The sequence below is a fragment of the Amycolatopsis sp. NBC_01286 genome (assembly GCF_035982555.1).
Taxonomy (GTDB): domain Bacteria; phylum Actinomycetota; class Actinomycetes; order Mycobacteriales; family Pseudonocardiaceae; genus Amycolatopsis.
The window spans coordinates 5,141,167-5,154,778 of the sequence record NZ_CP108428.1 but is presented as its reverse complement, the minus strand read 5'-3'; the positions used below and the strand labels follow the sequence as shown (position 1 = coordinate 5,154,778).

Below are 13,612 nucleotides of genomic sequence, written 5' to 3'. Positions count from 1 at the left end.
GCCCTCCACGATCACCGATCCACCTCACGCCGGGCACAACGGATCCTCAACGGGCCATCAACGCGCTTACTTGAGCACGCTGACCGCGCGGGCGATGACCAGCAACGACGTCAGCAGCGCCGCGACGCTCTGCACCGCCATCAGCACCTTCGCCCGCGAGGACAGCGGCATCGTGTCGGTGGGGCTGAACGCCGTCGAGTTGGTCACCGACACGTACAGGTAGTCCAGCAGGGCCGGCACCCAGTCGGACTTGACGCTGGAGCCCTCGGCGACCTCCTCGACGGTGTCGGCGTTCTCGTCCTGCGAGAACCGGAAGTCGGCCGGCGGCAGGTCGGCCCGGCCGGACTGGGTGCGCTTGACCGGGCCGCCCCGGTCCAGCTCCCAGTAGGCCAGGCCGAACGCGATCACGTTCGTCAGCCACACCTGCAGCGCGCCCAGCAGCAACGCCTTGCCGTCGCCGGCCGCGCCGGCGACCAGGTCGTGGATGAGCAACCCCAGCGCGCCCAGGTTGCTGAGCGCGACGACCGCGACCAGCGCCAGCGACAGCACCCGGGAGAGCCGGGTCTGCCGCGTGACGCGCCGCGGGTTGATCGCGATCAGCGGCACCAGCAGCGCGATCTCCAGCGCGGGCACCACGAACCGGGGCGCGACCAGCAGCTGTTCCGGCAGGGCCAGGTAAAGCGCGATGGCCACGAGCGTCGCGACGGCGGCGGGCAGCCGGGCTTCCCCGCGGCGCTGGTGGCGGGGATGACGGGTACGGGCCTCGGCACGGTCGGCTGACATGGCGGCGGCTGCTCCTCGCGGACGGCCGCTGACCGGCCCCGGTTCGCCGGGGCGCCAGCCTAACCTCCGGCGCGCCCGCACACCGCGCAGACCGCGAGGTCACCACACATAAGGGACGAGCCGGGCGCGGTCGGCGGCGAACTGCCGGTAACGGCTGCCCAGCGCCTCGCCGAGGGCGCGCTCCTCGATCCGGATGCGGTGGATCAAGGCGATCAGCAGCACCACGACCGGGCCCGCCGCGCTGACCCAGTTGCCCGCGATCAGGCCGCCGCCGGCGAAGATCAGCAGCAGGCCGGTGTAGCTCGGGTGCCGCAGGACCCGGTAGGGACCCCGGTCCACGACGGGCTGGTCTTCACTCGTCTGCACCGTCACGGTGAAGTACTTTCCCAGGCTGTAGAAGGACCACCAGCGCAGGAGCAGGCCGAGCCACCCGAGCACGAGCCCGACCGTGACCAGCCCCGCGCCGCCGCCGATACCGGCGGCCGGGACGACCGCCCGCCCGATCGGCCACAGCAGGACCGCGCCGAGGAACAACACCCGGAAGCCGAGCTCCGCGGGCACGTTGACGAGTTTCGCGCCGCCGCGCGTGCGGAACGCCTGGACGAGCTCACCCGCCGCGAAGGCCGCGACGCTGATGACCAGGACGACCCGGGCCACGTCCGGCAGCTCTTCGAAAGGCGCGCGCACACCACCATCATCCCCCCGGAGAACCCGCCGGAACCGACGGATTCCCGCGGTCGCGGACGGCTAGGGTGACCGCGTGAACCCGCCGCCGGACGGCCACCACCGACGTCCCCCGCCGACGGCCGACGCGGCGGCCGCTCCCGGCCGGCTCACGCGAACCCTGCTCCGCGGTACCGGTGGCCGTCCCGGCGTGCTCGTCGAGCTGATCTTCCTGCTGCTCTGGTTCCTGCTCTTCACGCGTTTCGACGCCGTTGTGGGCCGGGACCTCGCGGCCGCCGACGCGCACGCGCTGGCCCTCCAGTCCGCGGAACACGCGCTGCACCTCGACGTCGAGCGCGGCGCGAACGGCTGGCTGGCCGGGCATCCCGTCCTCGCGCACCTCGCGGTGTACCTGTACCGGCTGTACTACGCGGTGGTCGCCGGCACCCTGCTGTGGGTGTTCGTCCGGCACGCCGAGGTCTACCGCAAGGTCCGCCGGACGATGGTCGCGATGACGGCCCTCGTGCTGCCGGTCTACTGGGCGGTGCCGATGTCGCCGCCGCGGTTCGCGCTGCCGGGGGCCGTCGACATCGTGGCCGGGTACGACATCCTGGGCCAGGCCGGCCGCGAAAGCTGGACGAGCCCCAGCCACTACACGGCCATGCCCAGCATGCACGTGGGCTGGGCGTTGTGGTGCGCCTACGCCGCGTGGACCGCGCTCCGGGGCACGCATCCCCGCCTGGCGCCGCTGTCGTGGTCGTTCCCGCTGCTCATGACGGCGGTCGTGCTCACCACGGGGAACCACTACGTCCTCGACGTCGCAGGCAGCGTGACGCTGCTGGCCGTCTCGATCGCCGCCGCGGCGCTGTGGGGCCGTCTCGCCGGAGCCCGGCAGCCGGACCGGACCTGAAGCCACCGGCGTCTCGATGAGGTGGACGAATGCCCCATCGGCGTAGGCAACGGCCCTGATCGGCGTGCTCGACCTGCGCTCGACCGGCCGTCCGGATAGCTTCGGTTCCGTGCTCAGATTCGCTGCGGTAGGTGCGTTGTCGCTGATCTCCCTCGGCGTCGCCGCGCTCGCGCTGTCCGCCGGCGCGTGGTGGTGGTTCCTCGCCGTGCCGCTGCTCCTCGTCGCCGGACTCGGGTGCTGGGATCTCCTCCAGCGCAAGCACTCGGTGCTGCGGAACTACCCCGTCCTCGGGCACCTGCGTTTCCTGCTCGAAGCACTGCGGCCCGAGCTGCAGCAGTACTTCATCGAGCGCAACTTCGACGGCCGCCCCTACGACCGCGACATCCGCAGCATCGTCTACCAGCGCGCGAAGGGCACCGACGCCGAAGCGCCGTTCGGCACCGAGCGCGACGTCTACGCCGACGGCTACGAGTCGCTGGTGCACTCGATGGCGCCGATCGCGACGCCGGACGACCCGCCGAAGATCCGGATCGGCGGTCCGGACTGCACCCAGCCGTACGACATGGCCCTGCTCAACGTGTCCGCGATGAGCTTCGGTTCGCTGTCCGCCAACGCGATCCTGGCCCTCAACAAAGGGGCCGCGCTCGGCGGGTTCGCCCACGACACCGGCGAAGGCGGCCTCTCGGAGTACCACCTGCGCCACGGCGGCGACCTCGTCTGGGAGATCGGCACCGGCTACTTCGGCTGCCGGACCGCCGACGGTGATTTCGACAGAACGGAATTCGCCGACAAGGCCGCCCGCGACGCGGTGAAGTGCGTGTCCCTGAAGCTGTCCCAGGGCGCCAAGCCCGGGATCGGCGGCGTGCTGCCCGGCGGCAAGGTGAACGCCGAGATCGCGCGGGTCCGCGACGTCCCCCAGGGCGAGACCGTCATCTCCCCGCCCTACCACAAGGTGTTCTCGACGCCCCGCGAGCTGATCCGGTTCGTCGCCGAGATGCGGCAGCTCGCGGGCGGCAAGCCGACCGGGTTCAAGCTGTGCGTCGGTTCGCGGCGCCAGTTCCTCGCCGTCTGCAAGGCCATGCTGGCCGAAGGCGTCACGCCCGACTTCATCATCGTCGACGGCGCCGAGGGCGGCACCGGCGCCGCGCCCCTGGAGTTCGCCGACCACATCGGCACGCCGCTGACCGAAGGCCTCATCACCGTCCACAACGCACTCGTCGGCACCGGGCTGCGCAACCGGATCAAGATCGGCGCCAGCGGCAAGGTCGCCACCGGCGCCGACATCGTCAAGCGGCTCCTGCAGGGCGCCGACTACACGAACGCGGCGCGGGCGATGATGTTCGCGGTCGGCTGCATCCAAGCCCAGCTCTGCCACACGAACACCTGCCCGGTCGGCGTCACCACCCAGGACGCCCGCCGCGCCCGCGCACTGGACGTCGCCGACAAATCCCTGCGCGTGGAACGGTTCCAGCGCTCCACCGTGACCGGCGCCCAGCAGATCATGGCGTCGATGGGCGTCCGGTTCCCCGCCGAGCTGCGGCCGCACATGCTGCGCCGGCGCGTCGATCCCCACCGGGTGCGGTCCTACGCCGAACTCTACGACTGGCTCGAGCCCGAGCAGCTGCTGTCCGGACCCCCGCGGGACTGGGCGCAGGACTGGGCCGCGGCCGACCCCGACCACTTCACCATCTGACCCACCCCAGGAGAGCTCCGTGACCCGCACCGTCGCCCAGGTCGTCATCGACAGCCTCGTCCAGCTGAACGTCACCCACGTGTTCGGCGTCGTCGGAGACGCGCTCAACCCGCTGACCGACGCGATCCGCCGGGCCGACGGCATCGAGTGGGTCGGCTGCCGGCACGAGGAGGTGGCCGCGTTCGCCGCCGGCGCGCAGGCCCAGCTCGGCGCCACCATCGGCGTCTGCATGGGCACCGTCGGCCCCGGGTCGGTGCACCTGCTCAACGGCCTCTACGACGCCGCGAAGAGCCACGCGCCCGTGCTCGCCATCGCCGGGCAGGTCCCGCTCGCCGACGTCGGCACCGACATGTTCCAGGAGGTCGACAACGACCTGCTGTTCAAGGACGTCGCCGTCTTCCGCGCCACCGTGACCTCCGCCGAGCAGATCCCCGGCCTGCTGGAGATCGCCGTCCGCACGGCCGTCAGCCGCGGCGGCCCCGCCGTGCTCACCGTGCCCGGCGACATCGGCGACAAGAAGGTCGACGCGGACCGCGAGCCGCGGTTCTCCCTCGCCGAGCGCAGCACCCGCCCCGACGACCCGGCGCTGGACGCCGCCGCGCAGCTGCTCAACGCGGCGGAGAAGGTCACCCTGCTGGTCGGGCGCGGCGCCCGCCAAGGCCGTGACGACGTGCTGGCGCTGGCCGACCGCCTCGGTGCCCCGATGGTCCTCACCCTCAAGGCCAAGGAGGGCTTCGAGGACGACAACCGGTTCCAGGTCGGGCAGACCGGCCTGATCGGCAACCCCGCCGCCGCGCAGGCGATGGACGACGCCGACCTGTTGCTGCTGCTGGGCACCGACTTCCCGTACCGGGCCTGGTACCCGACCGGCAAGAAGGTCATCCAGGTGGACGCCGTCGCCGAGCACATCGGCCGCCGCGTCCCCGTCGAGCTCGGCCTGGTCGGCGACGTCGCCCCCACCGTGGCCGCGTTGCTGCCGCGGCTGTCGCCGCAGGCGTCCCGGAAGCACCTCGACGACACCCGCGCGCACTTCGAGCGCTGGCACGCCGGGCAGGCGCGGCTGGCCGCCCCCGGCCACGACAAGAGCCTGGTGGGGAAGGTCCGTTCGGTCTTCGACAACCAGGACCACCAGATACGCCCCGAGGCCCTGGCCGCGCTGATCGACGAGAACACCGCGCCCGACGCCGTGTTCACCTCCGACACCGGGATGGCCACGGTGTGGCTGTCGCGGTTCGTCCACATGACCGGATCGCGCCGGCTGCTCGGCTCGTACAACCTCGGGTCGATGGCCAACGCGATGCCGCAGGCGATCGGCGCCCAGCTGCGGGACCGCGATCGCCAGGTGGTCGCGTTCTGCGGCGACGGCGGCCTCAGCATGCTGCTCGGCGACCTGATGACCATCCGCACCTACCGGCTCCCGGTGAAGCTGGTGGTCTTCGACAACCGGCGCCTGGGCATGGTGAAGCTCGAGCAGGAACAGGCCGGGCTGCCCGAGTTCGGCACCGAGCTGGACAACCCGGACTTCGCCGCCGTCGCCACCGCGCTGGGCATCACGGGAATCCGGGTCACCGACCCGGACGAGCTGGCCGAGGCCGTCCGGCGCGCGCTGAGCACCGAAGGCCCGGTCCTGCTGGACGTCCTGACCAACCCCGAGGAGATGTCCGTGCCGCCGAAGCCGACGGTGGACCAGGGCTGGGGCTTCGCGATCGCCAAGGTGAAGGAGCACCTCCGCAGCACGGGCGACAACAGCTGACCTGCCCGGGCCGGCGCGGCGGCCGGCGGGTCCGCAACCCGCGAGACGTGAGCAGGACCGCCCGGCGGCCACGATGGGCTGGAGCGCCGGACGCTCGCCCGGTCACGCGCACGATCTCCGGCAGGGAGCGTCGATGTCCACTGTGGACAACTGGCAGCTGTGGGTGCGGCGGGCCGACCTGACGGTCACCGGCCCGCGGGCGGCGGCGCACCCCGCGCTCGCGCCGGGTGCCGTGCGGCTCGAGGTCGAGAAGTTCGCGCTGACCATGAACGTGGTCACCTACGCCCGGCTCGGCGACCAGACATTGCCGTACTGGAACGCTTTTCCGGCCCCGGCGGGGTACGGGCGGGTGCCGGTGTGGGCGTTCGTGCGGGTGATCGACTCGCGCAACCCCGCCATCCCGGTCGGCGGCCGGTACTTCGGCTTCGTGCCGATCGGGACGCACCACACGGTCGAGGCGCTGCCGACGTCCCGCGGGTTCGAGGACGCCGATCCGGACCGGGCGTTCATGCCGGCCTGGTACCGGACGTTCCAGCCGGCCGCCGAACCGGACGACCTGGACGACCAGCGGGCGGTGTTCCGGCCGATCTTCCCGGCGTCGTTCACCCTCGCCGCGTTCGTCGCCGGGCTGGCGGCCGACGGGATCAAGTCGGCGCTGATCACGAGCGCGTCCAGCCGGACCGCGATCGGGCTGGCCCACCTGCTGGCCCGGGACACCGGCCTGCCGGCGGCCGGGCTCACCTCCGCCGCCAACCACGGCTTCGCCGCCGGCACCGGCTGTTACGGCTCGGTGGCCCGCTACGACGAGCCGGCCGCGGTCTCGGTGCTCGCACCGGCGGTGCTGGTCGACCTGACCGGCTCCCACCGGGTGATCACCGACGTCCACGAGCGGTTCGCCGGCGCGCTGGGGCACGTCGCGCTGGTCGGCTTCACCCATCCGGACTCGCAGCAGCACGGACCCGCGTTGACCGACCCGAAGCCGCAGTTCTTCTTCGCCCCGTGGGCGGAGAAGCGGATGGTGGCGGACGAGGGCGAGAGCCGGTTCTACGCCCGCTATCACGAGGCCGAGCAGCGGTTCCTCGAGTCGGCGACCGCGTGGCTCGTCATCCGCCGGCAGCAGGGCCCGGAGGCGATCGCGAAGGCGTTCGGCGCGCTGCTCGCCGGGACGGTGCCGGCCGGCGTCACGGACGTCCTCAGCCCGTGACAGCCGGCTCGCTCTCGAACGCCCGGCGGATCACCAGGTCACGAGCAGCTCGCGAGGACCGCGGAACATCCCGCCCGCGCGCCACGGGACGTCGTCGGCCGCGACTGCGAGCTCGAGCCCGCCGAACCGCCGCACCAGCGTGCTGAGCAGTACTTCGAGTTCCATCCTGGCCAGCTGCGCCCCGACGCAGTGGTGCGGCCCGTGGCCGAACGCGAGGTGCGCGCCCGATTCGCCGTCCAGGTCGAGCACCTCCGGATCGGCGAAGACGTCCGGGTCCCGGTTCGCCGCGTGCACCAGCAGCAGCACCGCGTCACCCGCGGGGATCGTGACACCGCTCAGTTCCACGTCCTCGGTGGCGATCCGCGGGAAGGCGGCGGCGACACCGAGCGGGATGAAGCGCAGCAGTTCCTCTATCCGCGCGGTCAGCCGGTCGGGTTCACGCACCACCGCGGTCCAGCGGTCCGGCTCGCTCAGCAGCGTCCACACCATGTTGCCGATCTGGTTGATCGTCGCGTCGTACCCCGCGACGAGGACGACCCAGGCGAGCTGCACCAGTTCCGCTTCGGACAGCCGGTCGCGCTCGTCGCGGGCCGCCACCAGGGTGCCGAGCAGATCGTCGGCCGGTTCACGACGGCGTCGGCCGACCAGTTCGACGAGGTAGTCGTTCAGGTCCGCACGGTGCGCGCGGCGCTCTTCCGGGCTCATCGCCGACGTCGACAACGCGGCCGCGGCCCCGGCGTGAAATCGCGGCCGGCCCGCTTCGGGAATGCCGAACAATTCGCTGATCGTCGTCACGGCCAGCGGCACCGAAACGTGCCGCACGAAATCGGCGGGCCGCCCGGCCGCGCACATTTTGTCCAGCAAATCGTTCACCACGCGCTCCATGCGCGGGCGCAGGGTGTCCACCCGGCGTTTGGTGAACGCGTTGGCCACCAGCCGCCGCAACCGGCCGTGCGCCGGCGGATCCAGGGAGAGCAACGACCCGGCCTGGTCGGTCAGCTCCGGCCGCACCCGGGGAATGTCCACGCCCACAACGGCTTCCCTGCTGAACCGGCTGTCGGCCAGCACGGTCCGCGTGTCGGCGTACCTGGTGACCAGCCAGCCGTCCCGCCCGTACGGCAGCCGAACCCGGGCCACCGGATCGGCCGCGCGAAGCCGCGCATAAGTCGGATCGAGGTCGAGCGCGTGCGGAGGACTGAACGGATAAGCCTGTGCCACGGGACAGGAATCGTTTCCCGAGTCGCCCTCTGCCATGACCCCTCCACCAGTTAGCTCTGCCGACCCCTCGCAGTGATCTCCCGATCGTCGCGCACAGTAGAGCGTGCGCCTACGGGACGTATCGCAACATCTCCCGCCATGCGCTGTCAGCAAGGCAGCGAAAGGCGGGTGAATCATGATTGCCAAAGCCTCTTCAGCCACGATTTCGGGAGCGAGATCGGCACATGCCTGCATGAGTCCGGCGCACTGGTGATCGCGCCGACCCGTGGACGTCACGCCGGGTGGATGAGGCGGCTTTCGTAGGCGAAGATCACGGCCTGGATCCGGTCGCGGAGCTCGAGCTTGTGCAGGATCCGCCCCAGGTGGGACTTCACGGTCGCCTCCGCGAGGTGCAGCGTGGCGGCGATCTCGGCGTTGGACAGGCCGGAGGCGCGCAGCACGAACGCGTCGTACACGTCGGAATCACGGAAAGCATGGCGGTCACGGGCAACCTGGCCGGCACGGTGACCTGGTACGAGCTACCGACGGCAGCCACCGCGACGGTCCGCACCCACAGCCGCGTGGAGGCTCTGGCGGTGACGCCCACGACGACGGTGTCCGGCCACGCCGACGGCACGGCGATGATCTGGCGGCCCACCCTGCCGCACGCGGCCGCCACGACGAACCTCGACCACGCCGACCGGCTCGCCCTCCAAGACAGAGCACCCGAAGCAACGGGTGCCGAGCGGGCCTGGATCGACTTGGTCCTGGCTCTCGACAAGCAACGGCCCCGCTGACACGGGTTCGACCGGGGCGGCGGTGACCGTCGTTCTCGACAGGCCGCCCGCTTCAGGCCGAGAACTTCCCGGACCGAATCCTGGACGGCGTCGAAGGTGCGCGGAGTGGCACCCCATCGCCGACCGATTCCGCCGCTTGGCTACATGTTCTCGGCTCCCGCTTGGATCGCCTCCCGAATCCTGGCGTAGGTGCCGCACCGGCAGATGTTGCGGATCTCGTCGAGGTCGGCATCGGTGATCGCGTGCCCCGCGGCGGTCGCCTGCTTGACCTTCGCCACGGCGGCCATGATCTGGCCCGGCTGGCAGTAACCGCACTGGGCGACGTCCATTTGCAGCCACGCCTCCTGCATGGGGTGCAGGTCCTTGCCGACCGTCGCGGGCAGTCCTTCGATCGTGGTGATCTCGTCCGTGTCCTTGATGTCGGCGACCCGCACCGAGCAGGGGTTGAACGCTTTCCCGTTGATGTGGCTGGTGCAGGCCTTGCAGACGTCGAGGCCGCAGCCGTACTTGGGGCCGGTGATCCCGAGCAGGTCGCGCAGGACCCAGAGGAGCCGGAGGTCGTCGTCGGCGTCGACGGTGACCTGCCGTCCGTTGACCTTGAAGGTGTGTTGAGGCACGGCTGGCTCCTAGAAGGCGTGGTCGAGACCGTCGGTGGGCGAGGGCGGGGTGGACGGCTGCAGCGGCAGCGGCTCGAAGCTGAGCGTGCCGTGGTTGACCGGGAACGAGGTCGGCATCTTGCCGACGGCCCGGGCGTAGGCGCACGCCACCGCGGCGAACGACGGCGCCACCGCGAGCTCACCGGCGCCGCTCGGATTGGCCGAGGTGTTCGGCATGACGACGACCTGCGTCTCGGGCGGGGTGTTCCACTCCCGGGTGTAGAAGTAGTTGTCCCAGCTGCCTTCCAGCGGGATGCCGTCCTTGATGTGCACGCTCGAGGTCAGGCACATCGCGATGCCGTCGTTGAGGCCGCCGATCATCTGCGCTTCCAGGCCACGCGGGTTGATCGCGAAACCCGGGTCGACGACCACGAGCGCCTTCGTCACCCGCGGCCCGGTGACCGCGTCGGGGATCTCGCGGTCGACCGTCTCGGGCCGGCAGTCGATCTCCACCAGCACGGCGATCGCGCCGCGGTACTCGGCGTGCAACGCGATGCCCTGCGCCGTACCGGCCGGCATCGCGCGGCCCCAGTTGCCGACCTGCGCGGCCTTGTCGAGGACCGCGCGCAGCCGGTCGTCCTTGAGGAACTCACGACGGAACGCGACGGGGTCCTTGCCGAACTTCTTCGCCAGCTGGTCGACGACCAGTTCCTCGGCGGTCACCACGTTCGGCGAGTAGATGTTGCGCATGCTGCCGGTGTTGAACTTCAGCGGGATCTCGTTGAGCAGCTGGGTGGTCACGCCGAAGTTGTAGGGCGAGGACTGGCTCAGCAGGAAGATCGACTCGGCGAAGCTCAGGTTCCCGGCGATCGGCAGCCGGGACGCGAACGCCGTCAGCATCTCCCCCAGCCCGTGGCTGAACTCGGTCTGCACACTGGTGTGCCGCTGCTCGAAGCTGAGCACGTTGCCCAGCAGGTACGTCGCACGCACCCGCGTCACGCACATCGGGTGGATGCGGCCCTGGCGGAAGTCGTCGGTGCGCGACCACATCAGCTTGACCGGCTTGCCCATCTTCTGCGACGCCTCCGCCGCTTCGGCGGCCGCGTCGTGGAACAGGTGCCGGCCGAACGAGCCACCGCCCTGGGTCACGTGCACCTTCACCGCGTCCAGGGGCAGCCCCAGCTGCTTGGCGATGTCCTCCTGCGCGACGATCGGCACCTTCAGGCACGACCAGATCTCCGCGCGGTCCGGCCGGACGTCGGCGATCGCGGCGCCGGTCTCGAGCGGGCTGTTGCTGGCGGCGGCGAAGGTGAACTCCGCGTCGATGTACTGGTCGAGCAGGCCGGGCACGGCCATCGGCAGCTGCGCGGCCTTGAGCTTCTTGAACACGGTCGCGTCGGATTCGCCGTCCACCGTGCCGGGTCCCCAAGTGACCTTCAGTGCGCGGATCGCGTCGATGCACTGACCGAAGGTCCGGCCGCGCACCGCGACGCCGTGCGCGATCGCGACGACGTCGGTGATCCCGGGCATCGCCTTGACCTGCGCGGCGTTGGCGATCGTCCGCGGCGTGCCGTTGATCGTCGGCGGCCGGGCGACCATGGTCGGCAGCGCGTTCGGGACGTCGATGTCGAGGGTGAACTGCTTGGTCCCGGTGACCGAGGCGTGGGCGTCGAGCCGGTTCTGCGGTGTGCCGAGGACCTTGAACTCCGAGCGCGCCTTCAAGGTGGCGACCACGCTGATCGTCGTCGCGGACGCCGCGGCCTTCGACAAGGAGCCGTAGCTCGCCTGGCGGCCGCTGGAGTGCCGGACCGTCCCGGCCGCCGTGGTCAGCTGCGACACCGGGACGCCCCACTGCGCGGCCGCTGCGGCGAGCAGCCGCTGCCGGGCGATCGCCGCGGCCGTGCGGACCGGGGTGTAGATGCTGCGCATCGAGTTGGAGCCGCCGGTGAGCTGGTTCATCAGCAGCTCGGGCCGGGCGTCGGCGAGGGTGACGTCGATCCGGTCCAGTGGCAGGTCGAGCTCTTCGGCGATCATCATCGCGACCGCGGTGGTCATCCCTTGTCCGACCTCGGCCCGCGGGACGGCGAAGGACGCGCGCCCGTCGGTGCCGACACCGACGGTGATCAGGCCCGAGGTCGGGAGGGCGGCGACGTTCTGCAGGTCACCGAGGTCGAAGATGTCCTCGGGCTGCGGCAGCGACGGAATGGACGCTTCGGCCTGGCCCGGCGCGAGTTCGGCGACGCCGATCTGCGCGGCGACGGCGAGCGTCGGCGCGGCGAGCACGAAGCCGAGAAAGCGGCGGCGACCGAGGGTGCGCGGTTCGGGTTCGGGTGGCTGCTCGGCGGGGACGTGGTGGGCCATGAGCGGCTGGTTCCTCTCGAACGACGGTGTCGGAGAAGTGCGGGGCTGGACGCCGCCGAGCCGGAGTGTTGCATAGATCACGCCGCCAAAAGAATGCCCTGACTGCCTACGTTTGGCCTAGCGTCGTTGTGCACGGTGCACAGCCGGTGCTTGTCAGGGCACGCGCGGTGGCGGGAGGAACGGCAGTGCGCGGACCACGAGAGCCAGCTCCAAGGAAAGGTCGCCACCGGTCAGGCGTTGCTCGATCAGCCCTTCGATCCGGTGGATCCGGTTGAGCACCGTGTTGCGGTGGCAGTGCAGGATCTGCGCCGAGCGGGTCGCCGACCCGCCGGTACCCACCCAGGTCGACAGGGTCTCCAGGAGCAGTTCGCGTTCGTCGCCGCCCAGGTCGAGCAGGCCTCGCAGCCAGTTCTGCTGCAGGGACTCGGTCAGTTCGGGCGAGCTGAGCAGCAGCGCCTCGGGCAGCCGTTCGGCGAGGCAGACGACCTCGGACCGGCCCGGTGGCACGGTCCGCATCGCCAGTACCGCCTGGCGGTAGGCCGCGTGCACGGCGGCCAGGCCGTCGACGACCAGGGACACCCCGGCCGGTACGGCCAGCACCGAGCCGACGGCCGCGACCACGCCGGCGACGTCGCGACCGGGTAGCGCCACCAGGCCGACGAGGACGTCGGCACGCGACTGCCAGGCCGACGGTGACCCGAGATCCTCCAGCGCGCTTCCCAGGGGTTCGGCGAAGTCGGCATCGGCGTCGCCGGGTCCGGCCGCCGCGACGACCACGTAGCGCCCGGAGATCGGCAGGCGGAGGGTGCGGGCGGCCTCGTAGGCGAACCCGGTGTCGGCAGCCCGCCCTTGCAGCAGGCCCTCCCACAGGGAGGCGCGGCGTTGTTCGTCCGCACGGACCATGCCGCGCTCAGTGGCGTGATAGGCCTGGGCGACCTGGGCCGAGATCGCGTCGACGACCTCCCACACCCGGGTCGCGAGGTCGAGCATGGCCTCGTTGTTCACCTCTCCGGTGGCCCGGGCCTGGTCGGTCAGGGCCTGCCAGACCAGGCGCCCGCCGAGCCGGAAGGAGCGCAGCACGTCGTCGAGCGGCAGCTGCTGCTCGGCGCGGCGACGCCCGGTGGCGCGGGCCGCGTCGTAGAAGTCCTCGGCGTCGCCGGCGTGACCGATGAGCTGGAGCACGCGCCGGAGGTTGTCGTGGCACGAGTGCCACAGGTCGTCCCGCGGCACGACGTCGACCAGGCGGTAGCCGGGGTTCTGGTCGCCGATCACGGAGACCAGGCCGTCGGTCAGCTCGTCGAGCCCGCCCAGCACGCTGGCCGCGAGCGACCGCGCCGTGTCGCCGTCGTCCGCCCGCACGTCAGTCATCCGCACCCACCGTCGTCGCCCCGCGCCCGGGGATTCGGAGCCGATGGCCGCACGGATCGGATGAGCGGATGTGTGGTGGTCGTGGTCAACCCGATCCGCGCCATCCCTCGCGCGGGACATCGCCGTGCCGAACCGGACGCCCGCGAGGGCAGTATCGGCCGCCCGATGCGAATCCGCCAACCGCGAACCAGCGCCTTGCCGGATTGCCGGACAATCTGACAACCTATGCGGCAGACTGCGTCAAAAGAGGAGGTCGGCTGGTGCGAACCCTTGACGGCGGTGACGTC

General features: G+C 71.3%; 11 protein-coding genes and 1 pseudogene. 5 read left to right on the top strand and 7 right to left on the bottom strand.

The window, feature by feature from the left end; all coding sequences use genetic code 11:
- Positions 1 to 66: 66 nt before the first annotated feature.
- Together OG570_RS24690 and OG570_RS24685 are read right to left on the bottom strand one after the other, a co-directional pair.
- Positions 67 to 783, bottom strand: a complete 717-nt coding sequence (locus OG570_RS24690; protein WP_326943177.1) for a hypothetical protein — start codon at positions 781 to 783, stop codon at positions 67 to 69.
- A 99-nt stretch (positions 784 to 882) separates the two neighbouring features.
- On the bottom strand, positions 883 to 1,470 hold the full coding sequence (locus tag OG570_RS24685; protein ID WP_326959591.1) for a methyltransferase family protein: 588 nt from the start codon (positions 1,468 to 1,470) through the stop codon (positions 883 to 885).
- 73 nt (positions 1,471 to 1,543) lie between these two features.
- Here OG570_RS24685 and OG570_RS24680 point away from each other — a divergent pair, with 73 nt between their 5' ends.
- The 4 genes from OG570_RS24680 (at position 1,544) to OG570_RS24665 (ending at position 7,006) form a co-directional block, all read left to right on the top strand.
- Positions 1,544 to 2,356, top strand: a complete 813-nt coding sequence (locus tag OG570_RS24680; RefSeq protein WP_326959589.1) for a phosphatase PAP2 family protein — start codon at positions 1,544 to 1,546, stop codon at positions 2,354 to 2,356.
- 109 nt (positions 2,357 to 2,465) lie between these two features.
- Positions 2,466 to 4,049 carry an FMN-binding glutamate synthase family protein gene (locus tag OG570_RS24675; protein ID WP_326959587.1) on the top strand — a complete coding sequence of 528 codons (1,584 nt, stop codon included), beginning with the start codon at positions 2,466 to 2,468 and terminating at the stop codon, positions 4,047 to 4,049.
- 19 nt (positions 4,050 to 4,068) lie between these two features.
- Complete coding sequence (locus OG570_RS24670) at positions 4,069 to 5,802, top strand: thiamine pyrophosphate-dependent enzyme (protein WP_326959585.1); 1,734 nt, start codon at positions 4,069 to 4,071, stop codon at positions 5,800 to 5,802.
- Between the two features lie 133 nt (positions 5,803 to 5,935).
- Entirely contained in the window at positions 5,936 to 7,006 is a 1,071-nt protein-coding gene (locus OG570_RS24665) for a DUF2855 family protein (RefSeq protein ID WP_326959582.1), read from the top strand.
- 30 nt (positions 7,007 to 7,036) lie between these two features.
- On the opposite strand, the gene OG570_RS24660 is transcribed toward OG570_RS24665, so the two are convergent.
- Together OG570_RS24660 and OG570_RS24655 are read right to left on the bottom strand one after the other, a co-directional pair.
- A complete protein-coding gene (locus OG570_RS24660; RefSeq protein WP_326959580.1) occupies positions 7,037 to 8,224 on the bottom strand; it encodes a cytochrome P450 in 1,188 nt (395 codons plus the stop codon).
- Positions 8,225 to 8,496: 272 nt separating this feature from the next.
- A pseudogene (locus OG570_RS24655) lies at positions 8,497 to 8,673 on the bottom strand (response regulator transcription factor); the annotation flags it as partial.
- 24 nt (positions 8,674 to 8,697) lie between these two features.
- On the opposite strand from OG570_RS24655, the gene OG570_RS24650 reads away from it, so the two are divergent.
- Positions 8,698 to 9,000, top strand: coding sequence for a hypothetical protein (locus OG570_RS24650; protein ID WP_326959577.1), 303 nt, complete (start codon positions 8,698 to 8,700; stop codon positions 8,998 to 9,000).
- A 140-nt stretch (positions 9,001 to 9,140) separates the two neighbouring features.
- Here the strand turns inward: OG570_RS24650 and OG570_RS24645 are convergent, their stop codons facing one another.
- The 3 genes from OG570_RS24645 to OG570_RS24635 form a co-directional block, all read right to left on the bottom strand.
- A complete protein-coding gene (locus OG570_RS24645; RefSeq protein ID WP_326943185.1) occupies positions 9,141 to 9,617 on the bottom strand; it encodes a (2Fe-2S)-binding protein in 477 nt (158 codons plus the stop codon).
- Positions 9,618 to 9,626: 9 nt separating this feature from the next.
- Entirely contained in the window at positions 9,627 to 11,957 is a 2,331-nt protein-coding gene (locus tag OG570_RS24640; protein WP_326959575.1) for a molybdopterin cofactor-binding domain-containing protein, read from the bottom strand.
- 153 nt (positions 11,958 to 12,110) lie between these two features.
- Complete coding sequence (locus tag OG570_RS24635; protein WP_326959573.1) at positions 12,111 to 13,325, bottom strand: PucR family transcriptional regulator; 1,215 nt, start codon at positions 13,323 to 13,325, stop codon at positions 12,111 to 12,113.
- Positions 13,326 to 13,612: the final 287 nt, after the last annotated feature.

What these genes read in the sequence shown, in the direction of transcription:
- OG570_RS24665 (WP_326959582.1), top strand. Translation starts at nt 5,936, where the DNA reads ATGTCCACTGTGGACAACTGGCAGCTGTGGGTGCGGCGGGCCGACCTG.
- OG570_RS24635 (WP_326959573.1), bottom strand. Translation starts at nt 13,325, where the DNA reads ATGACTGACGTGCGGGCGGACGACGGCGACACGGCGCGGTCGCTCGCG.
- OG570_RS24640 (WP_326959575.1), bottom strand. Translation starts at nt 11,957, where the DNA reads ATGGCCCACCACGTCCCCGCCGAGCAGCCACCCGAACCCGAACCGCGC.
- OG570_RS24690 (WP_326943177.1), bottom strand. Translation starts at nt 783, where the DNA reads ATGTCAGCCGACCGTGCCGAGGCCCGTACCCGTCATCCCCGCCACCAG.
- OG570_RS24650 (WP_326959577.1), top strand. Translation starts at nt 8,698, where the DNA reads ATGGCGGTCACGGGCAACCTGGCCGGCACGGTGACCTGGTACGAGCTA.